A 24,954-nucleotide genomic window follows, 5' to 3' on the forward strand; every position below is an offset into this window, starting at 1 on the left:
GTCGTTGTGCACGCGAACAGCACCGCGAGTGCGGCGGCACCACAACGGTGGTGCCGCCGCGCACCGGTGTCAGGCCGCCCGGGCGGCGCGCAGGCCCCAGGCGTCGGCGAGCAGCCGATGCGATTCCAGCCGGTCGGCGTGGTGATGGGTGACGCTGGTGACCAGCAGTTCATCGGCGCCGGTGACCCGCTGCAGCGCGGCGAGGCGGGCCGTCACGGTGCTCGGCGAACCGACGAACTGGGTGGCGAGGCGGTCGTCCACCAGACGGTGTTGCTCGGCGGTCAGCGGCGTCGCGGTGTCGGGATCGAGGTAGTGCGCCGCGCCCGCACCGCTGCGGATGCTGTGCACCCAGTGGCCGTAGGTGGCGGCGTGATGTCGCGCGGTCGCGTCGTCGGCGGCCACCACCACGTCGGCCGAGACCACCACGTACGGCTCGGCCAGCTGCGCGGACGGACGGAACGCGGCCCGGTAGGCCGTCACCGCGTCCAGCGCGGTGCCCGGCGAGACGTGATAGGCCGCGGCGAAGGGCAAGCCGAGCCGCCCCGCCAATTCCGCGCTCTCCCCGGCCGAGCTGCCGAACACCCACAGCTGCACCTGGGCTCCTTCGCCCGGAACCGCGTGCAGGGCAACGCCTTCGGGGCTGACGAAGCTGCCGTCGAGCAGCGCCCGCACCTCGTCGACCTGTTCGGCGAACTCCAGCGGCTGCGCGCCGCGCTGCTGCAGCGCGCTGATCGAGGCGAGGAACTTCGACCGGTCGGTGATCCGGCCCGGGTCGAACGGCGGCGGCACCACCACGCCGTCCTTGACCTCGGTCCGTCCGGTCGCGGTGTCGACGCGGGGGTGCCCGCCCTTGGGATGCGCGGGCTCGGAACCGTATTGGCTGCGGCGATGCCCGGAGCGACCGAGCCCGAGATCGAGTCTGCCCGGGTGGAGCGCGTCGATCGTGCCGAATGCCTCCACGATCGAGGCCGAGGTGTGGTGGCCGACCTGCACCGCGGCCGAGCCGACCCGGATGCGCGAGGTGGCCGCGGCGACCAAGCCGATCAGCGTGATCGACGAGGAGCTGGCCACCGCGACGAAATGATGCTCGGCCAGCCAATACCGGTGGTATCCCCACTGTTCGGCGTGCTGGGCGAGTTCGACAGTGTTGCGCAGCGCCTGCTGCGCGGTGGACCCGGCGCTGATCGGCGCCAGATCGAGGATGGAAAGGGGAACGGTCACGCCGGCCTCCGCTCGGCTAGCTCGCCGTGTTGCAGCCGGGGGTGCTGCTCGCCCGCCTCGATCGCCACCCGCAGCCGGTTCTCGGCGGGCGCCACCGGGCAGGTCGCGAAATCGGTGAAGGCGCATGGCAGATTCGCCGCGCGGTTGAAGTCGAGGCGCACCGTGCCGTCCGCGTCCACCGCGCCGACGGCCAGCGACCGTGCCGCGGGGTAGGTGGTGACCCCGCTGGTGGCATCGGTGAACAGCACACGCAGATCGGCCGGATCGCCGAACGCGATGACCCGCTCGGTGGCCGTGCCGACGGTGAATTCGATGGTGCCCGAGGCGGTGTGGTGATGCTCGAGCCCGTCGACCACGGCGCCGGTGGTCACCGTCTTCGCCGCGTCGAACGGGGTGAACTTGCCCGGCAAGACCCAGCGCGGGTCCGGCGCGTAGCTGGGGATGCCGTCGAAGCTCAGCAGCGCCGGCGCGGCCGGATCGTGCACCCGCACCGCGTAGCGGCCGGTGCGCCGGATCACCTCGAGTAGCCGATCCTCGTGCAGCACACTGAGGCCAGGTGCGCCCTCGGCGGGCGTGATGATGTGCACGCCGGCGATCCGCTCGCCGTCGTAGTCCAGCCGGTCGGCCGGCTGCGCGGTGATGAACACCTTGTGGTCGGTGACCCACCAGGTGCCGGGCACGTCCGGCAGCCGCTCGGGTTGATCGGTGAGCCAATGCAATCCGGTCAGGCTCAGGAAGCCGAGCGGGTCGCGCAGCTGGTCCTCCCGCGCGTGCTGCCAGTGTGCCCACTCGGTTTCGAAAACAGTGCTGATGCTGGTCGTCATGACGCTCGTGCTCCTTCGTGGGCGGTGGTGCGGTGGTGGGGATGGCGCAGACCGAGATGGTCGCGCAGGGTGGTTCCGGTGTATTCGGTGCGGAAGCTGCCGCGCTCCTGCAGTTCCGGCACGACCTTGTCGACGAATTCGTCCAGTCCGCCCGGGGTGAGGTGCGGGACGAGGATGAAACCGTCGCTGGCGTCGGACTGCACGTAGGTGTCGATCTGCTCGGCGACCGCGGCGGGTGTGCCGACGAACTGCTGGCGCGCGGTGACCTCGATGATCAGCTCGCGGATGCTGAGGTTCTCGGCCGTTGCCCTGGCCCGCCATGCCGCGGCGACCGCGCGCGGGTCCTTGGCGTGGCGCACCCGCCCTCGGGTGATGTCGACGTTGTCGGCGGGCTCGACGTCGGGCAGCGGGCCGTCCGGGTCGTACTCGGAAAGGTCACGGCCCCATACCTGTTCGAGGAACGCCAGCGCGGTCTGCGGGCCGACCTGCTGCTGCCGGATATGGCGGGCACGGTCCTGCGCGTCCTGCGCGGAGTCGCCGAGCACGAACGTCGCGGCGGGCAGGATCTTCAATTCGTCCGGTGTCCGGCCGTACTTCGCGAGGCGGGCTTTCACGTCGGCGTAGAAGCGTTGTCCCGCTTCCAGCGTGCCGTGCACGGTGAAGATGGCGTCGGCCGCGGCGGCGCCGAATTCGCGGCCCTCGTCGGAATCGCCCGCCTGCAACAGCACCGGGTGCCCCTGTGGGCCCGGCGGCAGCACGAACCGGCCCGCGATATCGAACTGCGGTCCACGATGGCGGGTTTCGGGGATCTCGCGGGCGAAGACGCCGGCCGTCCGGTCGACCACGAGGGTGTGCGCGGCCCAGCTGTCCCACAGCTTGCGGGCGACCTCGACCGCCTCGGCGGCCCGCTGATACCGGTCGCGGTGTTCCAGATAGCCACCGCGACGGAAGTTCTCGCCGGTGAAGGCGTCGGAGGAGGTGACGACGTTCCAGGCGGCGCGGCCACCGGAGAGGTGGTCCAGCGAGGCGAATTGCTTGGCCAGCTCGAACGGTTCGTTGTAGGTGCTGTTGATGGTGCCCGCGAGACCCAGCTTGTCGGTCACCCCGGCCAGCGCGTTGAGCACCGTGAAGGTGTCCGGCCTGCCCACCACGTCCAGATCGTGGATGCGGCCGCGATGTTCGCGCAGCCGCAGTCCCTCGGCGAGGAAGAAGAAGTCGAACAGTCCGCGTTCGGCGGTGCGCGCCAGGTGCACGAACGAGTCGAACTCGACCTGGCTCTTCGACGCCGGATCGGCCCATACCGTGGTGTTGTTGACGCCGGGGAAGTGCGCCGCCAAGTGAATGAGCTTGCGAGGTTTGCCGGTCACGAGGCCATCCCTTCGACCGTGCCGGTGGCGTGCGCGCGCCGGCGCCGCGCCGGCGGGCACGGACGCGGCACACAGGCCGTGGCAGCGGGTGAGCTCATGCGCAAGCCCCTTCCTTCTCGGTGTAACGGCTGACGGGACGGGACAATCCGAGTCGAGCTCGTAATGTGGTGGAGGACACAGCGGGACGGCCGAGCGCGGCGAGCCGCCGCACGGTCGCGGGCAGCGCCAAGGGACGCAGCACGACGCCGTCGGCCGCCGCGGAATCGCGCACGGCGTCGAGCAATTCGCGCAGCGTGGCCGCGGTGCCGACGTGCGGTACGCCGGTCGTGGGCGGTGGCGCGCTCCACCGATCCAGTTCGGCGACCTCGGCGTGCGCCGTGGCCGCGGAGTCCGCGAGGTGCACGTCGAGGTCGAGCAGCACCCGCACCTTGTCGGGGTCGCGATCGGCCGCCCGCAGCGCTGTGCGCAACGCGGTGCGGTGCGCCCGCGCGTCGTCCAGGTCGGCGGCGCCGATCCGGATCAGGTCGGCCCGCCGCACCGCGACACCGGTGCTCGCGTCGTCGTCGGCGCGCACCGCGACGATCGACTGTCCCTGCGGGGAGCGCGGCGTGATCGACGGCCCCTTCACCGCGAAGTTGTCGCCGGCGAAGTCGATGTAGTGCAGCTTGTTCCGGTCGATGAAGCGGCCGGTGGGCACGTCGCGGATCTCCGCGTCGTCCTCCCAGCTGTCCCACAGCCGGGTGACCACCTCGATCGCCTCATCCGCCTCGTGCCACAGCGACGCCGCGTCCTGGGCCTGCTTGCGCCCGAAAGCCTGGGCCTGCTCCGGTCCTTCGGAGACGGTGACCTCCCAGCCCGCCCGGCCCAGGGTGGCGAAATCCAGGCTCTGGATGGCCTTGGCCAGATGGAACGGCTCGGTGTGCGTCACCGGCGCCTGCGGCAGCAGGCCGAGGTGCCGTGAGGTCGCGGCGACCCGTGCCGCGGTCGCCACCGCGTCGAGCCTGCCCCGGGTGACGCCGGGGCCGCCGGGTTGCAGGCCGAACGAGTCGGGCAGGAAAACCGCGTCGGCACCGGCCTTTTCGATCGCCGCCACCACGTCGACCCAGAACGCGCCGGTGAACAGGTCCTCGGCCCGCGAGTCCGGTCGCCGCCACGCGGCCGGGTGCGCACCGGGGCCCGCGAGTTCCACGGCCAGGAAGAAATCGGATGCGGCCATCAGTAGGGTGCCTTCCAGTCGATGCACTGCCGCGCGGCGGGATGGGTGCCCGCACAGCCGATGTCGGGGGCGAAGAAGAACGCGTGCTGCCACAGCTCGGTGGCGGCAGACGGGCGCGGTGCCCGAAATCGGCTGCGCCACCAGCGCTTCACCGGATCACCCGGTGATCGGGGTTCGGGTCTGCTGCGGCAGTGCGGCCGGGTCTCGGTGCGGACGAGTATCCGGCTGTGGCGGTAGGTCGAACCCGGCATCAGAGGCGTCCTTTCGCGAGTGCGGGAGTGGGAATGGCGGACAACAGTTCCCGCGTGTATTCGTGTTGCGGGTGGTCGAAAATCGCGGCCGTCGGCCCGGATTCGACGATCCGTCCGTGCCGCATCACCGCGACGTGGTCGCTGATCCGGCGCACCACCGCCAGATCGTGGGAGATGAACAGATAGCTCAGTGCCAGCTCGGCCTGCAGCCGGTCGAGCAACTCCAAGATCTGCGCCTGCACCGAGGCGTCCAGCGCCGAGACGGGCTCGTCGAGTACGAGCAGCTCGGGATGCAGCGCCAGCGCGCGGGCGATGGCGACACGCTGGCGCTGCCCGCCGGACAGCTCGGCGGGCCTGCGCTGAGCGAAGCCGGTCGGCAGCGCCACCTGGCCGAGCAACTCGCGGACCCGTGCCTGGCGCGCGGCGCGGTCGCCGACACCGTAGGCCCGCAATGGCTCCTCGATGATTGTGCCCACCCGCCAGCGCGGATCCAGCGAGGCGTACGGGTTCTGGTACACCACCTGGAACCGCTTGCGCAGTGCGCGCAGCCGGGTGCCGCGCAGCCGGGTGAGCTCGTGCCCGTCGAAGGTGACCCGGCCGCGGTCGGGATCGGTGAGCCGCAGCGCGATCCGCGCGGTGGTCGACTTGCCCGAGCCGGATTCGCCGACCAGCGAGAGGGTTTCGCCGCGGCCCAGTTCGAATCCCACCCCGGCGACCGCGGTCACCGCGCCGCCTGCCTGCGCGCGAAAACTCTTGTGCACCTCGCGCAGTGCGAGCAGCGGTGCGCCCTCGCGCGGTTTGGCAGGCCGGTACGCGCGCGGCGCTGCCAGGCTCGGCGCGGCGGCGAGCAGCCGCTTCGTGTACGGGTGTCGCGGTGCGTCGAGCACCGTCGCGGTCGGCCCGCTCTCTACGATCTCGCCGCCGTTGAGCACAACGAGCCGATCCGCGCGTTCCGCGGCGACGGCCAGATCGTGGGTGATCAGCAGCACCGCGGTGCCCCGTGCGGCGATCTGCGCGGCCAGCTGATCGAGCACCCGGCGCGCCACCGTGGCGTCCAGCGCGCTCGTCGGCTCGTCCGCGATCACCAGCTCCGGCGCGCAGGCCAGCGCGGCCGCGATGAGCACCCGCTGGCGCTGCCCGCCGGACAGCTCGTGCGGATACTGCACCTCGCGCAGTTCCGGGCGGTCCAACCCGGCCTCGGCCAGCAGCTCGACCGCGCGGGCGCGGGCGCCGCGCCGGTCGGCCAGCCGGTGGACCACCAGGGCCTCGGCCACCTGATCGCCGACCCGGCGCACCGGATTCAGCGACAGCCCGGGATCCTGTGGCACGAAACCGATCCTGGCGCCGCGCAGGCGCCGCAGCGCCTGTTCCGAACGCAGGTCGACGACCTGTCCGTCGAAGCCGACCGTGCCGCCGGTGATCTCGGCATTCGCCCCGAGCAGCCCGATCACCGCCTGCGCGAGAGTGGACTTGCCCGAGCCGGATTCACCGACCAGGGCCACCACCTCGCCGCGTGCCACGTCCAGCGAGACACCGGCCAGCGCGGTCACCGCGCCGGTGTCGGTGCGGTACCGGACTCGCAGATCGCGTACTCGCAGCAGCGGATCCGCGTCCCGCCCTTCGGATTCGGTGCCCGGTGCTGGGGTGGTCATGAGCTATTCGTTCCTTCCTGCCGCGCGTCCAAGGCGCTGCGCGGCGAGCACCACCGCGACGATGACCAGGCCGGGCAGCGTGGTCATCCACCACGCGGTGGCGAGGTAGTTGCGGCCCTCCGCGATCAGCGAGCCCCATTCCGGGGTTGGCGGTTTCGCGCCGTAACCGAGGAAGCTCAGCGCCGAGACCGCGAGCACGGCCATGCCGAACTCGACCGCGGCCAGCGCGAGCACCGGCTGGTAGGAGTTGGGCAGCACGTGGCGCAGCAGCACGGTGTGCCATCGGGCTCCGCCCGCCCGCGCGGCCTCGACGAACGGTGCCTGCCGCACTCGCAGCACCTCGGAGCGCATCACCCTGGCGAAGTTGGCGACGAGCGAAACACCCACCGCGATCGCCACATTGCGGGTGCCGAAGCCGAGCGCGGTGACCAGCGCCAGCGACAGCAGCAGCGACGGAATCGAGAGCAGCACATCGACCACGCGCATGACGACGGTGTCGAGCACACCGCCCGCGGCGCCGGAGAGCAGGCCGAGGATCGACCCGGCGACCAGGGCGATGCCCACCGCGGCCAGCGTCGCGGTGAGGGAGAGCCCGGCGCCGTGCACCATCCGCGTGTACAGGTCGCGGCCGAGATTGTCGGTGCCGAACCAGTGCTGCGCGCTGGGTGGCTGGAACTTCTGCGCGGGTACTCCGGTCAGCGGGTCGCCGCCGGCGAACACCGAGGGCAACAGTGCCCAACCGATCGCGAGCAGCGCGACCGCGCCCGAGAGCAGCAGTACCGCGTTGGCACGCAACCACTTCCAGCGCAGCGTGGGTCGGCGCAGCCGGGGGAGTACGGCGCGGCGGCCCTCCTCGATGACGTCAACCACGGCTCGCGACCCCCTCCGCGGTCTCCGTGGCGCGCCGCGGCGCCGCGTTCGGCTCGGCCGCCCGCCTCGATCGGGTGGCGATCCGCGGGTCGAGCACTGGATACAACAGGTCGACCGCGAGATTCACGGTGACGAAGACCGTCGAGGTGAGCAGCACGATGCCCTGCACCACCGGAATGTCCTGGGCCAGTACCGCGGTCTGGGTGAGCCGCCCCACGCCCTGGCGGGCGAAGACGGTCTCCACCACCACCGAGCCGGCCAGCATGTTGCCGACCAGCACGCCCGCGATGGTGAAGGTGGGCACGCTGGCCGGGCGCAACACGTGCTTGCGCTGGACCCACCAGCGCGAACCGCCCTTGGCCAGCGCCACATCGACGAACGGTTGCCGCCAGGTCGACCGGAGCCCGGCCGAGAGCACCTGGGCGAGCACCGCGCCGATCGGCAGGCCGAGGGTGAGCGCGGGCAGGATGGTGCTGGCGATCCCGTGGCCGCCGAACGCGGGCACCCAGCGCAGCTGGAACGAGAACAGCTGCAGCAGCAGCAAGCCGGTCCAGAAGGTCGGCACCGAGACACCGACCGACGGCAGCGCGCCGAGCGCGCTGCGCAACCACGGCCGCCGGGTGTACGCGGCGGCGATGGCCAGCGCCACGCCGCCGACGGTCGCGAAAAGCAGGGCGAGCCCGGCCAATTCGAGCGTCGCGGGCAGCGCGTCGCCGATCGCGCCGGTGACCGGTTGGCCGGTCACGATGGAATGCCCGAGGTCGCCGCGCACGGCATGGCCGAGCGCGGTCCAATACTGCTCCCACAGCGGGCGATCCAGCCCGTAGCGGGCCTGTAGTTCGGCGATCGCGGCCTTGTCCACCGGGGTTCCCGCGCCCGCGCCGTCGGCCGCGATCGAGACCGGGTCGGCGGGCAGCAGGTACAGCACAACGAACGAGATGGTGAACGCGGCCCAGAGCACCCAGATCGCCTGTAGCACCCGCGAAGCCAGATAGCGCGTCATCGCTATCGCCCGCTCAGCCAGGTGTCGAAGAACTGCAGGCGGGCCGAGGCCTCGAACCTCAGATCGTGGGTGGTCGCGCCCGCGCCGATCGCCTGGGACAGCTCGACCGTCGGAATCAACAGTCCCGCGTCGAGTACCTGCTGCTGCGCAGTGCCGATGAGTGCGGTGCGGGCCGCGGTGTCAGCGGTGCTCAGCTGGCCGTTGAGCGCCTCGTCCAGCGCCGGAATCGGCTCGCGCACATTGAGATTGCGGCCGTCGAGGCCGAACGAGGTGCGCAGGATGTCGCCGTCGGCGCGGGTGGTGTTGCCGTAGCTGGTGTCGAAGTCCTTCCTGCCCTGCCTGGCCGTGGTCTCGGCGATCGACACCAGGTCCAGCTTCAGTTCCACCCCGACCTGCCGCAGCTGCTGCTGCACCAGCTCGATGATCGCCTGGTTGCCCGCGAACACCTGGCTGAAGAGCACCGAGAACGACAGGCGCTCACCGCTTTTCACCCGGATGCCGTCACCGCCGCGCACCCAGCCTGCCTGCTCGAGCAGCGCCTCGGCCTTCGCCGGGTCGTAGGCCAGCCGGGCCGAGAAGTCCCGGTAGCCGGGTGTGCTGCTGGCCAGCACGCTGGTCGCGGGCTTGAACTGCGGCCCGAGCACGGTGTCCACCAACTGCTTGCGGTCGATCGCGGGCAGCAGGGCCTGCCGCACCACCGGATCACGCAGCGGTCCGCGGGTCACGTTGGGCTGGAAACCGAACGGCACACCGGGATTCGCGGTGCTGAGCACCCGACCGCCCGCCGCCTCGAGCTGGGGCGCGTCCTGGGGGAGCGCGTCGCTGATCGCGTCCAGCTGTCCGGAGGCGAGACTGCCGGTGCGCACGCCGGATTCGGGCACCACGGTGAACTCGATCTTGTCCAGGTACGCCTCGCCGCGATGGCCGAACACCGCCGAACCCCACTGGTAGCCGGTGCGTTTGCTCAACGTCGCGGAGGCGTCCTGCCGGTAGTTCGTGTAGACGAAGGGGCCGCTGCCGATGTTGTCGCCCAGGCACCGCTGCTCGGCAGGCTTGCTGGTGGTGGCCGCGGCGAGGATGCCGAGCTGGGTGGTCGAGGAGGCCTGCAGGAACTGCGCGTTCGGCTTGCTGAACTCGACCCGCGCGGTCAGCCGGTCCACCGCCGTCGTGCCCGCGTAATTGGTCAAATAGCTGCCCGCCAGCGGTGCTTTGGCGGCGCCGAGCGCGAGCACCGAGTCGAAGGTCTGCTTGACCGAGTCCGCGGTGAGCGGGGTGCCGTCGCTGAAGCTGACGCCGTCGGTCAGGTGGAAGGTGAACACTTTCGCGTCGGGGCTGACCTCCCAGCTCTGCGCCAGCCACGGCTTGAGCTCGCCGGTCGCCGGGTCCTGGTCGGTCAGCGAGTCGACGATCTGCCTTGTCACATACAGGGTTTGGTTGGTGCCCGCCTGTGCGGGATCCGAGCAGGTCGGTGCCTGCGACAGGCCGTAGCGCAGGGTGCCGCCCGGCCGCGGCGGACCGGCGTCGGCGCCGAGCGCGGCCGAATCGGTGCCGCAGGCGGCCAGCGTCGTCGCCGCGGCCACGGCGGCTGCGAGCGCGACGATGCGGTGGCGGGGTCGGATCACGGGGTAACTCCAGAGGTATCGGTGCGGACGAGGACGTCGCGGGGGTCTAAGTCGGTGGTGCCCGCGCCGGTGGCCAAGGGGCGGCTGGGAATTCGACGGCGCAGCTCCGGCGCCACCTCGGTCTGGAACAGCGCGAGACTGTCCAGGTAGTCGATCTCGGGGCGGCCGTCGCGTTCGGCCGACAGGTGGATCACCTCGTGGCCGAACTGCTCGTGCTGCCTGCCCACCTTGTCGAGCACCTGTTCCGGGCTGCCGACCAGCGCCGAACTGCGGTCGAGGAAGTCGTCGACGGTCTCGAACACAATCGGCAGACCGTGCCTGCGCGCCAACGCGAGTCGCGCCTCGAAGATCGGGCGGTAGACGTCCCTGGCCTGCTGCGACGTGCGCGCCACATGGAATCCCGCGGTGCCGGCGCCGACCAGCGCGTCGGCCGGGTCGTGCCCGTGGAAGGCCCAGCGCTCCCGATAGTGACGCACCAGCTCCGCGTACGGTTCGATCGAGTAGGTCACGTTGGCCGAGAACAGCGGATCGCCGTTGCGCGCGGCGAGTTCCACCGAGTCCCTGCTCGTCGCGCTGCCGTGCCAGATCCGGATACGCGGCTGCCACGGTCGCGGTAACGCCTTGGCGTCGTTCAGTTCCGGCCGGAACCGGCCCGACCAGGTGACGCTTTCGCTGTCCCACAGCGCCCGGAACAGTTCGTAGCCTTCACGATTGCGGTCCCACTGGTCCTCGGTGGTGACGTGGAACAACTCGGCCTGTGCGGTCCCGTTGCCCTTGCCGATGATCAGCTCGAGCCGCCCGCCGCAGAGATTGTCCAGGGTCGAGTAGTCCTCGAACGCGCGCACCGGGTCGAGCAGGCTCAACGTGGTGACCGCGGTGAACAGCGTGATACGCGAGGTGACCGCGGCGAGATGGCTCAGGATCACCGGCGGCGCGGCCGAGAGGAACGGATCCTCGTGCCGCTCACCGACGGCGAACCCGTCGTAGCCGAGATCCTCGGCCAGCTTCGCCTGTTCGACGACGTTCAGCAGCCGCTCCCTGGTGCCGGGCAGCCGCCCGGTCGTCGGGTCCGGGACGCGGGTGACGAGGGTGAACAAGAGGAACTTCATGCGATCACCGCTGCTTCGGTAGGCCGGGCGGGTTGATCCGCGACTCGGTGACCTGCTCGGACCGCAGGTTCCACCGGTCGATCACCTGCTGGTAGGCGCCGTGTTCGATGGCGTAGTTCAAGGCGTGCTGGATCGCGGTGACCAGACCGGTGTCCTTCTTGGTCAGCACCGCGATCTCGCCCTGCAACTCCGCACCCGCGCCGGAGAAGGTGGCCAGGATCTTGGTCTGGTTCGCGGTGGCGCAGTGATAGATCGCCGTCGGATTGGGCCCGATGTAGCCGTCCAGTCTTTGCGAGGCGAGCGCCAGGTAGTAGTCGCTGACCTGCTGGAAGTAGGCGATGTCGATGGGTGCCAGGCCGTCGGCGCGGTTCTGCTCATTCCACTTCACCAGCAATTGCTCCTGGTTGGTGCCGGTGCCGACGCCGATCCGTTTGCCCGCCAGGCTCTTGCGGTCCTTGTACTCGAGGGTGCTCTGCTTGGGCACCTCCAGCGCGACCGTGTCGTTGCGGTAGGTGGCGAAGTCGTACTTCTCCTTGCGCTCCTCGGTCACCGTCACGTTGGAGATGAAGGCGTCCACCTCGCCGGAGTCGATGCGGACGAAGTTCTGTGACCAATCCGCCACTTGCGCATCGAGTTTCAGCCCGAGGATGTCGGCGATCAGCGCGGCGAAATCGACCTCGGAACCGACCACGGTCTTGTCGTCGTCGGCGTAGAACCGCAGCGGCGGGGCGGTGCCCGCCGCGCCGGTCACCACCAGCGTGCCGCGGTCGCGAATCGCCTGCGGCACTTCGGCGGCGATACTGTCCACCTGCTGTGCGCGGACACGGCCCGCCTGGGCGGCGGAGAGGTCGAACGAGATCGCACCGGCGGGCGGAGTCTGCGACTCGGCCTCGGGATCGGTGCAGCCGGTGGCCAGCAGCACGACCGCGGTCGCGGCGGCGGTGGCCAGGGCGGAGAGCTTCATCGGATACCTGTTCATCAGCGGACTCGGGACAGAAAGGCGCGGGTGCGCGGGTGTTCGGGACGGTCGAGCACGACCGAGGGCGGTCCCTGCTCGACGACGGCGCCGGCGTCGAGAAACACGACGGTGTCGGCGATCTCGCGGGCGAAACCGATCTCGTGGGTGACGATCACCAGCGCGGTGCCGCTCTGGGCGAGGTCGCGGATCACGTCGAGCACCTCGCCGACCAGTTCGGGGTCGAGCGCGGAGGTCGGCTCGTCGAACAGGATCACGCGGGGGCGCAACGCCAGAGCGCGCGCGATCGCCACGCGCTGCTGCTGGCCGCCCGACAGGGTGCGCGGGTAGGCGTCGGCCAGCGGGCCGATACCCACCCGGTCCAGCAGCACGCGCGCCTCGGCCTCGACCTTCTTGCGGTCGCGCCGTTGCGCGGAAATCGGTGCGAGCGTGACATTGTCGAGCACCGTCAGATGCGGGAAGAGATTGAACTGCTGGAAGACGAATCCGATGCGGGCGCGCTGCCTGCGTACCTCGCGATCGGGCAACACGTGCAAGGTGTTGCGGCGCAGGCGATATCCGATCAGCTCGCCGTCGATGCGCACGGTGCCCGCGTCCAGCGACTCCAGATGGTTGATCACCCGCAGCAGCGTCGACTTACCTGAACCGGAGGGGCCGAGCACCGTCACCACCTCGCCGGAGCGGACGGTCAGGTCGATGCCGCGCAGTACCTCGTGCGCGCCGAAGGACTTGCGGACGCCGCGGACCTCGACGGCGGTGGCGGCGGTGGCGGCGGTCATCGCGTCGCTCCTCGTGGTGCGGCGGAACCGGATTCGGCGATCTCGCGCAGCTTCAGCCAGGCGCGGCGCGGGGGCGACGGCGGCGGCGTGCGCTGCGCGCCCTTCGCGTAGTGCCGTTCGATGTAGTACTGCGCCACCGAGAGCACGGTGGTGAGCACGATGTACCAGACGGTGGCGACCATGAGCAGCGGCACCACCCGCCCGTTGCGGCCGTAGATCACCTGCACCTGGTAGAAGAGTTCGGCGATCGCCATCACCGATACGATCGATGTGCCCTTGAACAGGCTGATCACCTCGTTGGTCGCGTTCGGCAGGATCGAACGCATCGCCTGCGGCACCACGATCGTGCGGAACTGCCGTACCCGCGGAAGGCCAAGGGCCGCGGCGGCTTCCAGCTGACCGGCGTCCACCGAGATGATGCCCGCCCGGATGATCTCGGCCGAATACGCGGCCTGATGCAGCGCGAGCCCGATCACCGCCGCGGTGAACCCGCTGATCACCCCGTTCACCTCGAAGGTGAAAAGTGCGGGGCCGAACGGGATCCCGACCGAGAGCGTGTTGTAGAGGTAGGCGATGTTGAACCAGAACAGCAGCTGCACGATCAGCGGAATCGAGCGGAACGCCCAGATGTAGGCCCACGAGATCACCCGCAGCACCGGATTGTTCGACAGTCGCGCGATCGCCACCGCGGTGCCGAGCAGGAAGCCGAGCGCGGTGCCCCACACGGTGAGCTCCAGCGTCACCTTCAGCGCCGACAGCACCGACCGCGCGGTGATGTACTTCGCGAATGTCGGCCAATCCCAGCCGGGATTGGTGGCCAGGCCGTGCCCGAACTGGGCGAGCAGGATCAACGCGATCGCGCTGACCACCCAGCGCCACGGGTGCCAGGATTTGGCGACGGTCGGCGCCGGGTCGCTCGCCTCGGCGTCGGCGCGCGGAGCCGCCGCGCCCGCCTCTGGCGTGGCGGTCGCGCTCAGGACGACGGTCGCGGTCGGGCCCTCAGTGCGCTCGCTGCGCTCACTCATGGTCGGGGTCCTTCGGAAGAACGAACGTGACCGCGCCGCGTCGGGCGCCGGTCGCATCACCCGGCCAGCGACGGGTGCACACTCTGGCTGTGGGTCAGCCTCGACAGCTCGCGGAGTTCACCTTGCACTGATCGATATGTCGGCGACCCCAACGGGTGCTGCGGACAGCAGAGCTGATCACTTCGGTTCCTCCATCGGTCCCGGCGGAAGCACCCGCACCCGGTGAGCCGGGGGGTTGCTGCGACGTCGACGAGCCAGGTCTCTCGGTCGCTCTGGATGGTTGACGCCGATCCGGACATCGGGCGATGCCAGGGTCGAGCCGAATTATCATGCCCAGCAGGCGAACCCCGAGACAAGGAAACCGATCACCGTGAGCGTAGCCCTTGTCGGGTCCGTCGCCCGGCGCTATAACCGATAGCCGGGCGTACGCTGCCGTCCCGCGCTTCGCCGAGTATCGGACGATCGCCCTACGCCTGCGCAGTGGTCGGCGGGACACACGTGGCGGATAACCGCGTCCAGGAGCTGGACCAGCGCGATCGCCACGACACGCCGGACAGTAGCGAGGGCGTATTTCGCGTGGTGCCCGCGTTTGCCGGAGTACCGTTCACTTCCCGGTCGTGTCGACGATGAGAAGAGGTCCCCTGTGACCGCAGCACACCGCCTGGCCATGCTCACCACCGCCGCCGCCTGCGCCATCACCCTCGCGGCCGCCGCCCCCGCGCTCGCCACTCCGTCACCTGACCCCGTTCCCTCGGCCGCCGGCCCCGCCGTCGCGACCTCGGCAGCTGCCACTCGGGCTGCGACCGAATCCGACCACGGTGGAACAGCTCGGGCAGCGGTGCCGCTGCCCGCCCCGGCGGCTCGACCAGAAGCGGCGCCGCAGGCGGTGGCCGAGCCGGAGCTCGTCGCGGCGCCGCCCGCGGTGGGCGCGCCCGACGGTGGCGCCGCGCCTCGGGCCGCGGTGGTGCCGCCGGCCGGGCCGGGCGCGTCCGGTGGGCGGGCAGGGCAGGGCGGGATCACGGCCGGGGATCTGTTCGGGACCTATCAGGCGGCGGTCGATGGGTTGCGGGCGTTCGGGATGCAGCCGTTCCTCTATCCGACCGCGGCGCCGTTCTGCCTGGAAGGCACGACGCTGGGGCTGGCTCCCGCGGTGGCGGGTGCGGTGCCGGGGCCGTGGCCCAAGACGGCGATCACGTTGCCCGGGATCGATATGTCGGCGGTCAAGGCGGGGCAGACCATGTTCACCTTCCTGCCGTACGGGCTCGGCCGCGACAGCGTGAACACCAGCGGGATGCGGGTCGCCTGGTTCAACGTGACCACCGGGCGAGGCGGCATGGCGTCGATGGGTTCGCTGTCCGACGTGTTCCGCGCGATGGTGCCCCCGGAGGTCCCACCCGCGCTGCGCCCGCTCGCCGAACGCGCCGTGCAGGACTTCTTCGTGGCAGCGCTGCCGGTCGGCGGCATCCGCGCCGTCCCGGTCGACACCGGATCGGGCACCGTCCTCGCCGCCGTGTTCGGCACCGTCGAGAACGGCACCGACTCCTGCTTCTTCCTGCCAACCGTAGGCATCACCGAAGTCCCCTGACACTCGTGCCCCAGAAGCGGTGCGGCACAGGGAGTCAAGGGGTGGGGAGGACGCGGCCCTTCCAGGTGAGGGTGCCGCGGCGGTGGGTGCGGTGGGAGCGGGCCCACAGGCGGAGATAAGCGGCGATGGCGAGGGGGTGGCCCAGTGCGGCGGCGAGGTCGGTGGGGGTGGGGGAAGCGCCGAGTTCGAGGGAACGGGCCAGGAGACGGCCGGCGACGGCCGCGGTGTATCCGAGCAGGCCGATCCTGCGGGTGCGACCCCTGGCGCCGAGGGCTGCCCAGGGCGGCAGCCAAAAGGCAAGGGCGGCAAGTGCTCCCACCGCGGTGCCACCGGCTACCGTGCCGCCGTAGGCGGACCACAGCCAGCGGGTATAGCCCGCCTCGACTTCGGCTGCGTCCCGGTACATTCGAGTCGCGGCCAGCGGCCCCGCCGCGACCAGGGCGGTGTGCTGCCCGGCCCGGCGCAGGGCGCGGGCGAGGTCGAGATCCTCGGTGGCGCTGGCTGCCACCGCGCCGTGCCCGCCGACCGCGCGATAGGCGGCGGTGTCGAAGACCAGGAACTGCCCGCAGGCCACCGCGGTGCTGGGCCGCAGGCTCCGATCGGCCACGGTGATCGGCAGCGACGCGGCCCACGACCAGCACAGCAGCGGCTGCACCAGCGCCTCGGCGCGCGACTCGGCGCGCTGGGCAGGCCACGGCGAGAGCAATGCCACCCGCCTGCGGCGCAGCTCGGTGACCGCCGCCGCGATCGCGTCCGGCGCGAGGCGCACGTCCGCGTCGACGAAGACCAGCACCGGGGTGCGCACCTGCTCGGCCAGCCGCGCGCAGGCGGCCGCTTTCCCGGTCCAGCCGTGTTCGGGCTCGGCGTCGTTGCGCGCCACCGTGATTCGGGAGTCCGCCGCCGCGGCTTCGCGCGCCACCGCATAGGTCTCGTCGGTGGAGGCGTCGTCGAGGACCAGCACCCGCAGCCGCGCGAGCCCGCGCTGCGCCCGCAGGTCCGCGAGCAGCGCGGGCAACCGGGTGGCCTCGTCCCGTGCCGGAACGCACACGGTCACCGGCTCGAGCACGTAGGCAGGCTGAGTCGTCAACCGCCGCACGGTGATCCGGTTGTAGGCGGCGACGCAGGCGCCAGCCAGCGCCACGCCGGTCCCGGCGGTCGTCGCCAGCGCCGCGACGCGCGCTACCAGCGATTCTGTTTGACGGTGCGCCACCAGCGGCTCCACGAGAACCCGGTCGGCGCGCCAGGTGCCGCGGGATTGCGATCCATGTAGGCCATGGCGGCGATGATGGCGGCCACCGCGAGGGTGATGCCGCCGACGATGCCCGCCCAGCCCGCGAACGAGCGGGTGTTCGGGTCGGCGTAGCTCACCTCGGCGCGCAGGGTGGAGACGTCGCCGGGCGGCAGCTTCCAGGACACGATGTTGTCGCCCTCGCGGTTGCCGTTGGTCTTGGCGACCCGGGCCGGGAACGCGATGGTGAACTGGACGTCGGAACCGTGCGGCGGCACGGATTTCAGATCGACCCGGCCGCTGAGGCTGACCAGGTCGCCGTTGCGCTGGAACTGCAACTGGAACATGCCCTGGGTCTGCTCGGACAGCTGGCCGAGCTGGCCGACCTCACCGAAGGACATGTCCTCGAAGAACACCTGGCTGCCCGCGTAGCCGTCCTGGCTGTACGGCTCGACCCGCACCTTCGCGGCGAGCGAGTCGGGGGCCTTCAGCTGCGGGCCCTTGTCCTTGGGGTCGGTCGGCACGACGGCGGCGACGATGCGGCCGGAGACCCGATCGTTGGAGGAGACGCCCATCGAGACCTGCACGCGCAGGCAACCCGCGAGGACCGGAACCAGCAATGCCGTGAGCAATACGGCCGCGGCGATACGCCTGGGGAGGCGGGGTGTCCGCGGCGAGCGTAGGACCGGGGCATCGGGCATCGTGGTGACGGGACTCGGCTGCACGGGGACATCGTGCCAGGCCCTCCGTCCGGATGCCCACGCGACGGGCGGAACACGCGTCATCGAGCCGGGCGGGCAGCGCGTATGCCTCGGTTTTCGGGCCGCGGCCGGTAGCGGAGCAGCAGCGGTACGCCGAGCAGTCCGAGCCCGACGCCGCCGTAGAGCGCCGAGTACGGCAGCCCGAGGAACACGGCGTGCGCGAGCGCGGACCCGAGCCACGTCCACAGGAAAACCGCCACCGGCACCAGTGCATCGACATCCGCGGATCGGGATGGGGTGTCGTCCAGCCTCGCGGACGAACCCGGCGCGACGCGCGCCCACACGCTGAGGAGCGCGCCCATCACCAGCGCCACCGCGAACCAGCCGAGGTAGTTGGTGTACGGGATGTGCGCGAGGCCGGGCGGTCCGGCGTCGGTGTCGCACCAGCTCCACTGCCCGTCGGCGACCATCTGCGGATCGAGGAACAGATCCCAGCCGACCGCGCCGAGCGCGGTGAGCGCGATCCGCGCCTGCGCCCCGCGCGTCAGCAGCCCCGCCACCACCCACACCGGATAGAGCCCACCGGTCCAGGCCAGCGCGACGATCAGCGGCACCCCGTGCAGCGCGGGCCCGAGTCGGTCCACCGCGTACGCGTAGCACCCGAACGGCAAACCCGTTGCCGTGCCCACGATCTCGGCGAGCAGGCCGAGCCCGGTCACGATCACGGCGAACCCGAGCGCGAACCGGAGGCCGCGCGTCGCCGTGGCGTGCGCCAGTGCCGTTGTGGCCGAGAGCAAGACGACCACCACGGTGACCCGATCCCGGCCGGTGCCCGAGGTGAGCGGGTAGCAGATCTGGGCGAGCACGAGCAGCGCCGCGCACGCCGCGGGCAGCACGATTCGCGCGGTCACCCGAACTCGGGCCAGTCCCTCGCGCGGGCGCGTCATCGTCGGCGCGGCAGCGCGAATCGGCCGCGCAGATCACGCAGCAGCAACCGGGCGGCAGTGCGCCCGCTGGCGCCGGAGACCCCGCCGCCGGGATGGGTCGACGCGCCGGTGAGATACAGCCCGGGCGCACCGGGCACGCGCTGGCCGGACAACTCCGGCAGCGGCCGCCACAGCATCATCTGATCCAGTGACATCTCCACGTGCATCACGTTGCCGCCGAGCAGCCCCATCTCGCGTTCCAGCTCGACCGGCGTCTGTACGTGGCGGCGCAGCACGGTGTCGGTGAAACCCGGTGCGTAGGAGTCGACTTCGGCGATGATCCGATCCGCTTCACGGTCGGCGTGCGCGGCCCATGCGCTGCCGTCGGCCAGGCGGTAGGGGTGCCACTGCGCCCACAGCGAGAGCTGATGTTGTCCGGGCGGCGCGATACTCGGGTCGAGCGCGCTGAAGCTCATCGCCAGCACCACCGGTCGCGGCGGCAGCTCGCCTGCGACGGCCGCGCCGTGCGCGAGCCGGAGCTGCCGCCGATCGGACACGAGAAACTGCAGGCCATGGGCGGATTCGGGGGGAGAGCCGCCGGGGTAGCGCGGCAGCGCGCTGGTGGCCGCCCGCACCACCATGCCGATCCCGGGGCCGACCCGAATGCGCCGCCGCCAATCCTCGAGCACGGCCGCGTCGAAGCCGCCGTCGCGCAACAGGTCCAGCGTGGTGAGCACATGGGTGCCCGCGATCACGCTGTCGGCGTGCAGGTTTCGGCCCGACGCGGTGTGCACCCGCCAGCCTTTGCCTGCCCGGCGCAGGCCGGTGACCGCGTCGCCCGCCGTCACCACGCCGCCGTCGGCCCGCAGCCGCGCGACCAGTGCCGCGGCGAGCGCGCCGCTGCCGCCGACCGCGCGCCCCGGCGGCAGCGTGTGCATCAGCGCGGCGAAGCCGACCATCGGCGCGGTGCCCGGCTCCGACATCGGCGGCCCGGACTGCGCGCCGAACCAGGCCAGCGACGCCTTGAGTCGTTCGTCCTCGAAGTAGCTGTCCAGCAGGGCATCCCCGGACTGCAGGAACTCGCGCGAGAGCGCGCTGCCGCCCTGCTTCGCGTCCAGACCCCAGAACGAGCGCACCAGCCGTCCCGGGGTCGGCCCGCCGCCGAACGCGCGCATCACCCTGGCACTGCGCGGACCCCACGCCGCGACGAAGCGCCGATACGCGCCTGCCTCGCGATCGCCGCAGGCCGCGGCGATCGACGCGCAGGTGGCGTCGAGATCGCGGTGGAAGACCAGTGGCGCGCGGTCACCGGCGGCCGGGGTGAAACCCCACGGATCGCAGTCGATATAGCGCAGCCCGAACCGGTCGAGCTCGAGTTCCTCGATGATCCCGGTGTGCCGGATCATGATGTGCGCGGAGGACCCGCGATCGACCAGATGCCCGGGGAACCGCTCGACCGTCGACACCGCGCCGCCGAGCACCTCGTCGCGCTCGAGCACCTCGACCTCGTGTCCGGCGCACGCCAGATAGCAGGCGGCGACCAGCGCGTTGTGGCCGGAACCGACCACGATCACCGTCACGTGACCCTCACGACTGCTCGGTCGTGGCCGGGTACAGCGGCAACCGCCTGCCGAGGATGGCGAAGGGCCGGTTGTCGCCTGCGAACACGAAATTCCGCACCACGTCACCGAATCCCTGCCGCCGGTACAGCCGCCAGGCCCGGTTGTCCTCCCGATCCACCTCGGGGGTGGACAGCAGCACGGCCTGTTCGGTGCGCTCGCGCAGCAGCCGTTCGAGCAGCGTGGCGCCGATGCCGCGGCCCTGCGCCGTCGGGTGCACGTGCAGCTCGGTGAGCTCGAAGTAGTCCGAAAGCAGCTCGCGCGCAGAGTTTTCCGGCCAGCCGGAGCGTCGCATCCCGCTGTGCACCTGCTGGTGCCACCACTGGTGCGCCGCGCCACGGTAGCCGTAGGCGATCGCCACGATCGGCGCCGAACGCAGGTCCACCTCGCCGGAGTCCTCGGGGACGACGGCGGCGACCGCCTGCCAGCCCGCCCGTGTGGTGTGCTCGGTCCACATGGGCGCGCGATGGTGTTCGGTGCCGCGCGGATAGTCCATCGCCGCGACGTACACCGCCAGCGCATCGTGCAGCCGGGAGCGCAGGGTCGCGACGGAGAGGTCGACGACGACAGGTGCGGGAGTGTGATTGGGCTTGACGGCGGTCATGGCTCTCGTCGGTCCACAGCGCGGGCGCGGAAGTTTGTCGGTGGGCGTCTCTATATTCAATCTCAATTCAAACGTTCGAATGCCTGTTCGGTCACACCAAGGCTGTGTTGGCTCCAGGTGCTCAGGTCGTGAAGGGACTCCGGAGATGTCTGGTCGGATCGAACATCCAGGGCAGCCCGGTCGTGCGGGCAAGCTGCTGAAGCGGGCCGATGGCCTGCTCATGGAGGCGGCGGGGGAGCGTGACCCGAGGGAACGGTTCCGCACCGCCTATCTCGCCGCGTTGCGCGGCGCAGGCGCGGTGATCGCGCTGACCGGAGCCGATCGCGCGCCGCGGGCGCGCTCACGCAACGCGTGGGTGCTCATGCAGGGCGCCGCACCCGAGTTCACGATGTGGGCCGACTACTTCAGCTCGCGCTCGGAGTTGCGCGCCGCGCTGGAGGCCGGACTCGATCGTGATGTCGACGAGCGGGAGGCCGACGAGTTCTCTTCGCGGGTAGGCGCATTCCTGCACGACGTGGAGGATCTGCTGTCCGCATCAGCCCGTTTGCGACCCGCGCCGGGCTGGACGGGCGGCCTGACCGGATAGTGACAGGCGGCACGACCGCATAGTTATGGTCGACTAGGTGGTACGCCCCTGATCGAACTCGTATCATTGGTGACAGATAGCCGCCAAGGTCGGCTATCAGTCGCCTACCCGGAGGCGACAGCCACGCCTAGTGCCGGGGGAGGTACCGTGCCACTCTCCGAGCACGAGCAGCGCATGCTCGAACAGATCGAGAGCGCGCTCTATGCTGAGGATCCGAAGTTCGCGTCGTCCGTCCGCGGCGGACGCCTTCGCTCGACCTCGAGTCGTCGCAGACTCCAGGCCGCGGCCCTGTTCGTCCTTGGTCTGTTTCTACTTGTCGCCGGCATCGCTGCTCCAGTGAAGCCGGGCGGCTTTCCGATCATCAGTCTGGTCGGATTCATCGTGATGTTCGCCGCGGGCGTGCTTTTGCTGCTCGGCGGATCCAAGAGCATCACCACGGGCGATCGGTCCGGCGGTGACGCCGCTCCCGGTGGTCCGAGCAACGGACCGAGTGGGCGTAGCCGCCAACGCAAGTCGGGCGGCTTCTCCGAGCGCATGGAAGATCGCTTCCGACGCCGGTTCGAGCAGGAATAGGACTCGCCAGGCGGGTTCGGTGCGGACCGGTGACGACGTCCGCACCCACCGCGGTGAACAGCCTGCTCGGCGCCTGACAACTTCAGCACAGACGGCGACGCCGCACCGATGAGGTGCGGCGTCGCCGTCTCGTGTCTCGGGGTGGGTCGACGCGCCGCATCAAGATTCCCCACTCCGCCCCACGCGGTTGCCCCACTCTGCCCCCTCTGTGGCCGGGTTCGACCCGCACCCGGGGTGTTTGCTGAGTGTTTCCGGGCGTTTGTCCAGGCGGACCGTGCGTGTCGGCAGAACACGCAAAAAGTTCTCCACCTGGGTGATAGCTGGGGTGACCTGCGGAATCGTCTGGACGGGGAGCCAGATCACCGGCGGTTTCGATTGAAAGTGGGGGAAAGTGGGGTAATGTGGAGCGCGCACCACAGGAAAGGCCGACCATCGAGGTGATCGACTAGGGAGGTATCGAGTTGTTTCTCGGTACCTACACACCTCGCTTGGACGACAAGGGGCGACTCACGTTGCCTGCGAAATTTCGAGACGATCTGGCGGGAGGGTTGATGGTCACGAAGGGTCAGGACCACAGCCTTGCCGTGTACCCCAGAGAAGAGTTCACCGCGCTCGCTCGCCGAGCCGCGGCGGCGTCTCGAAGCAACCCGCAGGCTCGCGCGTTCGTCCGGGCACTCGCGGCCGGTACGGACGAACAGCGTCCGGACGCGCAGGGCCGGATCGTGTTGTCGGCCGAACATCGGCGCTACGCGAACCTGCAACGGGATTGCGTGGTGATCGGCTCGGTCGATTTCCTCGAAATATGGGACAAGCAGGCGTGGGACTCCTACCTCGCCGAGCACGAGGAGGATTTCTCGCAAGCGAGAGACGAGTCGCTGGGCGGAATCTTCTAGCCCCGAGCGAACGAGTGCCGCGCGGCCTCTGCCCGGACGCGGACCCTGACGTACTTCCCCGACGCCAGGTGCCGCGGCTCGGTCAGAGACCACGGGGCATTCGTCTCCGGCAACGGTTTCTTATGCAAAAGCATTGTGGAACAAGGCGACCCGTGCGCGGTGCGCAACGAAGCGAGGCAGATCCCGGGAGGTCGAGGTGAACCATGAACAGCACCTGGACGACCCGCGTGAGCCCCGGCATATTCCGGTTCTCCTAGGCCGCGCCGATGCGCTGCTCGGTCCCGCGCTCACCGAGCCCGGCGCCGTGTACCTGGACGCGACCCTCGGATTAGGCGGGCACGCCGAGCATTTCCTACGCACCTATCCCGGCCTGCGCCTGGTCGGACTGGACCGCGACACCACTGCCCTGAAATTGGCCGGTGACCGGCTCGCGCCCTTCGCGGACCGAATCACCTTGGTACACACTCGATATGACGGCATCGCGGCGGCGCTGAGCGAGGCTGGCCTGCGCGCCGTCGGCTCGGTCTCCGGCATTCTGATGGACCTCGGCGTCTCGTCGATGCAGCTCGACGAGGCCGAGCGCGGCTTCGCGTATTCGATCGACGCGCCGCTGGACATGCGGATGGACCCGACCACCGGGCGTACCGCCGCCGACGTGCTCAACACCTACAGCCACGGCGAGCTGGCCCGCGTTCTGAAAACCTATGGCGAGGAACGCTTCGCGGGCAAGATCGCCTCGGAGGTGGTACGCCGTCGGCAGCAGCGGCCGTTCACCACCAGTGCCGAGCTGGTCGAGCTGCTCTACGCGACCATTCCCGCGGCGACCCGGCGAACCGGCGGACATCCGGCCAAGCGGACCTTCCAGGCCTTGCGGGTGGAGGTGAACAGCGAACTCGATTCGCTGCGCGCCGCGCTGCCCGCGGCCATGGACGCGCTGCGGGTCGGCGGCCGGATCGTCGTCATGTCGTATCAATCGCTGGAAGACAAGGTGGTCAAGCAGGAGTTCGCGCCGCGCGCGGCCTCCAGGACCCCGGTGGACCTGCCGGTCGAATTACCGGGCATGGGACCGGAATTCCGGATGCTCACCCGCGGCGCGGAGAAGGCGACCGAGGCGGAGATCGAGGAGAACCCGCGTGCCGCTCCGGTGCGCATGCGCGCCGCAGAGCGAATCCAGGAGCGGGGATGAGACGCGCACACGTGGCGCTCGCCCCCGCGGCCGAGCGCGGATGGCCCGCCTGGACACGCGGCCGATGGAGACGGATGCGGGTGCGTCCCGCATCGATCACAGGAGGTCGGAGGGGACGCGTCGGCGCTGTCGCCCTCCGGCGGACCGGGTGCGGGACCTGGACAAGGGAGGCCGGACGTCCCGCACAGACTCTCGAGGGGACTGAAACATGAGCGAACGTAGTGAGCGAATCATGTGCCGGCGTGCCATGCACATGATCGGGTCGAGCGGCAGCGAGGCGCGATCATGAGTATTCGGACGCGGACCGTCCAGTCGCCGGGGCGCATCGCCCGCCGGGCGCACGAGTCGGAGCGGGTGAAGTCGGGCGCCGCGCAGCGGGCCTACGCGCGGCGCCGCACGCGCGCCGAAAGCCGTTCGGACACACCCGATCTGCCGCTGCGGCGGGGTTCGGTCATGGCCACGCGGATTCCGTTCGTGGTGGCGATCATCGCGCTGCTCGGCTGTGGTTTGGCACTGACGCTGCTGCTGACCACCCGCGCCGCCGAGGACAGCTACCAGCTCGGCGATATCCGGGCGACCAACAAGCGGCTCGCCGACGAGCGTGCGGCCCTGCAGCGCGAGGTCGAGGGCGCCGATTCCGCGCCGGAGCTGGCCGCCCGCGCCCGTGAGCTGGGCATGATCCCGGCCAAGGACCCGGCCCGCATCGTGCTCGCCCCGGACGGCACCGTCACGGTGATCGGCAAACCGACTCCGGCGCAGGGACCGCCGGTGCCGCCGTTGAACGTCTCGCCGTCCGCGCCCGCACCGCTGCCCGTGGACAACGCCCAGGCGCGCGGTGAGCGGGTGATGCCGGTGACGACCACGCCGTCCACCCCTGCGGCGCCGCTGCCGTTGCCCGGCAACAATATTCAGGCCAACGCCGCCCCGGTGAGCCCGGTGCCCGCCAGCCCGGTGCCCGCGTCGCCGGTGCCCGCCGCGCCGCAGCCGGAGGCGATCCCGCAGGCGGAGGCGGCCGCGCAGGCCGAAACACCGCAGCCGGCCGCCGATCCGGCTCAGCCCCCCGCGGAAACCCCGCAGCCGCAAGAACTTCCGGGCGACGGAGGCCAACGGTGACGCAGACCAGGCCCGCGCCGCGTCG

Annotated in this window: 24 protein-coding genes and 1 riboswitch; of the genes, 6 read left to right on the forward strand and 18 right to left on the reverse strand. The window is 70.7% G+C overall.

The features are described from left to right. Nucleotides 1-69: 69 nt before the first annotated feature. From F5X71_RS11305 to F5X71_RS11365, 13 genes are all read right to left on the reverse strand, one after another. Nucleotides 70-1,221, reverse strand: a complete 1,152-nt coding sequence (locus F5X71_RS11305; protein WP_167461900.1) for an LLM class flavin-dependent oxidoreductase — start codon at nucleotides 1,219-1,221, stop codon at nucleotides 70-72. After that, on the reverse strand, nucleotides 1,218-2,045 hold the full coding sequence (locus tag F5X71_RS11310; RefSeq protein WP_167461901.1) for a DUF1684 domain-containing protein: 828 nt from the start codon (nucleotides 2,043-2,045) through the stop codon (nucleotides 1,218-1,220). The genes F5X71_RS11305 and F5X71_RS11310 overlap by 4 nt, the downstream gene beginning before the upstream one ends. Continuing rightward, the gene (locus F5X71_RS11315) at nucleotides 2,042-3,412 is read right to left on the reverse strand and encodes an NtaA/DmoA family FMN-dependent monooxygenase (RefSeq protein ID WP_167461902.1); all 1,371 of its coding nucleotides are present in this window, start codon (nucleotides 3,410-3,412) and stop codon (nucleotides 2,042-2,044) included. Before F5X71_RS11315 ends, F5X71_RS11310 begins: the two co-directional genes overlap by 4 nt. A gap of 94 nt (nucleotides 3,413-3,506) precedes the next feature. Continuing rightward, on the reverse strand, nucleotides 3,507-4,628 hold the full coding sequence (locus F5X71_RS11320; RefSeq protein ID WP_167461903.1) for an LLM class flavin-dependent oxidoreductase: 1,122 nt from the start codon (nucleotides 4,626-4,628) through the stop codon (nucleotides 3,507-3,509). Further along, nucleotides 4,628-4,879 carry a hypothetical protein gene (locus F5X71_RS11325; RefSeq protein ID WP_167461904.1) on the reverse strand — a complete coding sequence of 84 codons (252 nt, stop codon included), beginning with the start codon at nucleotides 4,877-4,879 and terminating at the stop codon, nucleotides 4,628-4,630. Before F5X71_RS11325 ends, F5X71_RS11320 begins: the two co-directional genes overlap by 1 nt. Then, the gene (locus F5X71_RS11330) at nucleotides 4,879-6,531 is read right to left on the reverse strand and encodes a dipeptide ABC transporter ATP-binding protein (protein ID WP_167461905.1); all 1,653 of its coding nucleotides are present in this window, start codon (nucleotides 6,529-6,531) and stop codon (nucleotides 4,879-4,881) included. The genes F5X71_RS11325 and F5X71_RS11330 overlap by 1 nt, the downstream gene beginning before the upstream one ends. A 3-nt stretch (nucleotides 6,532-6,534) precedes the next feature. Beyond that, nucleotides 6,535-7,341: an ABC transporter permease gene (locus F5X71_RS11335; RefSeq protein ID WP_238815989.1), complete on the reverse strand. Its 807-nt coding sequence runs from the start codon at nucleotides 7,339-7,341 to the stop codon at nucleotides 6,535-6,537. A gap of 52 nt (nucleotides 7,342-7,393) precedes the next feature. Next, entirely contained in the window at nucleotides 7,394-8,404 is a 1,011-nt protein-coding gene (locus F5X71_RS11340; protein WP_167461906.1) for an ABC transporter permease, read from the reverse strand. 2 nt (nucleotides 8,405-8,406) lie between these two features. Further along, complete coding sequence (locus F5X71_RS11345; protein WP_167461907.1) at nucleotides 8,407-10,026, reverse strand: ABC transporter substrate-binding protein; 1,620 nt, start codon at nucleotides 10,024-10,026, stop codon at nucleotides 8,407-8,409. Further along, nucleotides 10,023-11,135 carry an LLM class flavin-dependent oxidoreductase gene (locus F5X71_RS11350; RefSeq protein WP_167461908.1) on the reverse strand — a complete coding sequence of 371 codons (1,113 nt, stop codon included), beginning with the start codon at nucleotides 11,133-11,135 and terminating at the stop codon, nucleotides 10,023-10,025. The genes F5X71_RS11345 and F5X71_RS11350 overlap by 4 nt, the downstream gene beginning before the upstream one ends. A gap of 4 nt (nucleotides 11,136-11,139) precedes the next feature. After that, entirely contained in the window at nucleotides 11,140-12,099 is a 960-nt protein-coding gene (locus F5X71_RS11355; protein WP_238815838.1) for an ABC transporter substrate-binding protein, read from the reverse strand. A 14-nt stretch (nucleotides 12,100-12,113) separates the two neighbouring features. Further along, the gene (locus F5X71_RS11360) at nucleotides 12,114-12,890 is read right to left on the reverse strand and encodes an amino acid ABC transporter ATP-binding protein (protein ID WP_167461910.1); all 777 of its coding nucleotides are present in this window, start codon (nucleotides 12,888-12,890) and stop codon (nucleotides 12,114-12,116) included. Then, on the reverse strand, nucleotides 12,887-13,915 hold the full coding sequence (locus tag F5X71_RS11365) for an amino acid ABC transporter permease (protein WP_238815839.1): 1,029 nt from the start codon (nucleotides 13,913-13,915) through the stop codon (nucleotides 12,887-12,889). The genes F5X71_RS11360 and F5X71_RS11365 overlap by 4 nt, the downstream gene beginning before the upstream one ends. 188 nt (nucleotides 13,916-14,103) lie before the next feature. Further along, nucleotides 14,104-14,198, reverse strand: a riboswitch (SAM riboswitch). 360 nt (nucleotides 14,199-14,558) lie between these two features. Between F5X71_RS11365 and F5X71_RS11370 the strand changes: the two genes are divergently transcribed. Further along, a complete protein-coding gene (locus tag F5X71_RS11370) occupies nucleotides 14,559-15,500 on the forward strand; it encodes a hypothetical protein (protein ID WP_238815840.1) in 942 nt (313 codons plus the stop codon). Nucleotides 15,501-15,534: 34 nt separating this feature from the next. Here F5X71_RS11370 and F5X71_RS11375 read toward each other — a convergent pair whose 3' ends face one another. The 5 genes from F5X71_RS11375 to F5X71_RS11395 form a co-directional block, all read right to left on the reverse strand. Further along, nucleotides 15,535-16,710: a glycosyltransferase gene (locus tag F5X71_RS11375; RefSeq protein WP_428981467.1), complete on the reverse strand. Its 1,176-nt coding sequence runs from the start codon at nucleotides 16,708-16,710 to the stop codon at nucleotides 15,535-15,537. Then, entirely contained in the window at nucleotides 16,680-17,429 is a 750-nt protein-coding gene (locus F5X71_RS11380; protein WP_167466389.1) for an LppM family (lipo)protein, read from the reverse strand. The genes F5X71_RS11375 and F5X71_RS11380 overlap by 31 nt, the downstream gene beginning before the upstream one ends. An 80-nt stretch (nucleotides 17,430-17,509) precedes the next feature. Then, the gene (locus F5X71_RS11385; RefSeq protein ID WP_167461911.1) at nucleotides 17,510-18,376 is read right to left on the reverse strand and encodes a carotenoid biosynthesis protein; all 867 of its coding nucleotides are present in this window, start codon (nucleotides 18,374-18,376) and stop codon (nucleotides 17,510-17,512) included. Continuing rightward, a complete protein-coding gene (locus F5X71_RS11390; protein WP_167461912.1) occupies nucleotides 18,373-19,935 on the reverse strand; it encodes a phytoene desaturase family protein in 1,563 nt (520 codons plus the stop codon). The genes F5X71_RS11385 and F5X71_RS11390 overlap by 4 nt, the downstream gene beginning before the upstream one ends. Nucleotides 19,936-19,942: 7 nt before the next feature. Next, complete coding sequence (locus tag F5X71_RS11395) at nucleotides 19,943-20,578, reverse strand: GNAT family N-acetyltransferase (protein ID WP_167461913.1); 636 nt, start codon at nucleotides 20,576-20,578, stop codon at nucleotides 19,943-19,945. Between the two features lie 145 nt (nucleotides 20,579-20,723). On the opposite strand from F5X71_RS11395, the gene F5X71_RS11400 reads away from it, so the two are divergent. The 5 genes from F5X71_RS11400 (at nucleotide 20,724) to F5X71_RS11420 (ending at nucleotide 24,929) form a co-directional block, all read left to right on the forward strand. Next, nucleotides 20,724-21,164, forward strand: coding sequence for an SAV_6107 family HEPN domain-containing protein (locus F5X71_RS11400; RefSeq protein WP_167461914.1), 441 nt, complete (start codon nucleotides 20,724-20,726; stop codon nucleotides 21,162-21,164). A gap of 147 nt (nucleotides 21,165-21,311) precedes the next feature. Continuing rightward, the gene (locus tag F5X71_RS11405) at nucleotides 21,312-21,737 is read left to right on the forward strand and encodes a DUF3040 domain-containing protein (protein WP_167461915.1); all 426 of its coding nucleotides are present in this window, start codon (nucleotides 21,312-21,314) and stop codon (nucleotides 21,735-21,737) included. 461 nt (nucleotides 21,738-22,198) lie between these two features. Further along, nucleotides 22,199-22,630 (forward strand): division/cell wall cluster transcriptional repressor MraZ, encoded by a 432-nt coding sequence (mraZ, locus tag F5X71_RS11410; protein ID WP_014983152.1) that lies wholly within the window; start codon nucleotides 22,199-22,201, stop codon nucleotides 22,628-22,630. A gap of 196 nt (nucleotides 22,631-22,826) precedes the next feature. Further along, nucleotides 22,827-23,816: a 16S rRNA (cytosine(1402)-N(4))-methyltransferase RsmH gene (rsmH, locus tag F5X71_RS11415; protein WP_167461916.1), complete on the forward strand. Its 990-nt coding sequence runs from the start codon at nucleotides 22,827-22,829 to the stop codon at nucleotides 23,814-23,816. Between the two features lie 285 nt (nucleotides 23,817-24,101). Beyond that, nucleotides 24,102-24,929, forward strand: a complete 828-nt coding sequence (locus F5X71_RS11420) for a hypothetical protein (protein ID WP_167461917.1) — start codon at nucleotides 24,102-24,104, stop codon at nucleotides 24,927-24,929. Nucleotides 24,930-24,954: the final 25 nt, after the last annotated feature.

The organism is Nocardia brasiliensis, assembly GCF_011801125.1.
Lineage (GTDB): Bacteria > Actinomycetota > Actinomycetes > Mycobacteriales > Mycobacteriaceae > Nocardia > Nocardia brasiliensis_C.

Bases quoted from the DNA above. Each gene is read 5' to 3' on its own strand.
- F5X71_RS11310 (WP_167461901.1), bottom strand. From the start codon at position 2,045: ATGACGACCAGCATCAGCACTGTTTTCGAAACCGAGTGGGCACACTGG.
- F5X71_RS11320 (WP_167461903.1), bottom strand. From the start codon at position 4,628: ATGGCCGCATCCGATTTCTTCCTGGCCGTGGAACTCGCGGGCCCCGGT.
- F5X71_RS11325 (WP_167461904.1), bottom strand. From the start codon at position 4,879: ATGCCGGGTTCGACCTACCGCCACAGCCGGATACTCGTCCGCACCGAG.
- F5X71_RS11330 (WP_167461905.1), bottom strand. From the start codon at position 6,531: ATGACCACCCCAGCACCGGGCACCGAATCCGAAGGGCGGGACGCGGAT.
- F5X71_RS11340 (WP_167461906.1), bottom strand. From the start codon at position 8,404: ATGACGCGCTATCTGGCTTCGCGGGTGCTACAGGCGATCTGGGTGCTC.
- F5X71_RS11350 (WP_167461908.1), bottom strand. From the start codon at position 11,135: ATGAAGTTCCTCTTGTTCACCCTCGTCACCCGCGTCCCGGACCCGACG.
- F5X71_RS11355 (WP_238815838.1), bottom strand. From the start codon at position 12,099: ATGAAGCTCTCCGCCCTGGCCACCGCCGCCGCGACCGCGGTCGTGCTG.
- F5X71_RS11360 (WP_167461910.1), bottom strand. From the start codon at position 12,890: ATGACCGCCGCCACCGCCGCCACCGCCGTCGAGGTCCGCGGCGTCCGC.
- F5X71_RS11365 (WP_238815839.1), bottom strand. From the start codon at position 13,915: ATGAGTGAGCGCAGCGAGCGCACTGAGGGCCCGACCGCGACCGTCGTC.
- F5X71_RS11380 (WP_167466389.1), bottom strand. From the start codon at position 17,429: ATGCCCGATGCCCCGGTCCTACGCTCGCCGCGGACACCCCGCCTCCCC.
- F5X71_RS11385 (WP_167461911.1), bottom strand. From the start codon at position 18,376: ATGACGCGCCCGCGCGAGGGACTGGCCCGAGTTCGGGTGACCGCGCGA.
- F5X71_RS11395 (WP_167461913.1), bottom strand. From the start codon at position 20,578: ATGACCGCCGTCAAGCCCAATCACACTCCCGCACCTGTCGTCGTCGAC.
- F5X71_RS11400 (WP_167461914.1), top strand. From the start codon at position 20,724: ATGTCTGGTCGGATCGAACATCCAGGGCAGCCCGGTCGTGCGGGCAAG.
- F5X71_RS11420 (WP_167461917.1), top strand. From the start codon at position 24,102: ATGAGTATTCGGACGCGGACCGTCCAGTCGCCGGGGCGCATCGCCCGC.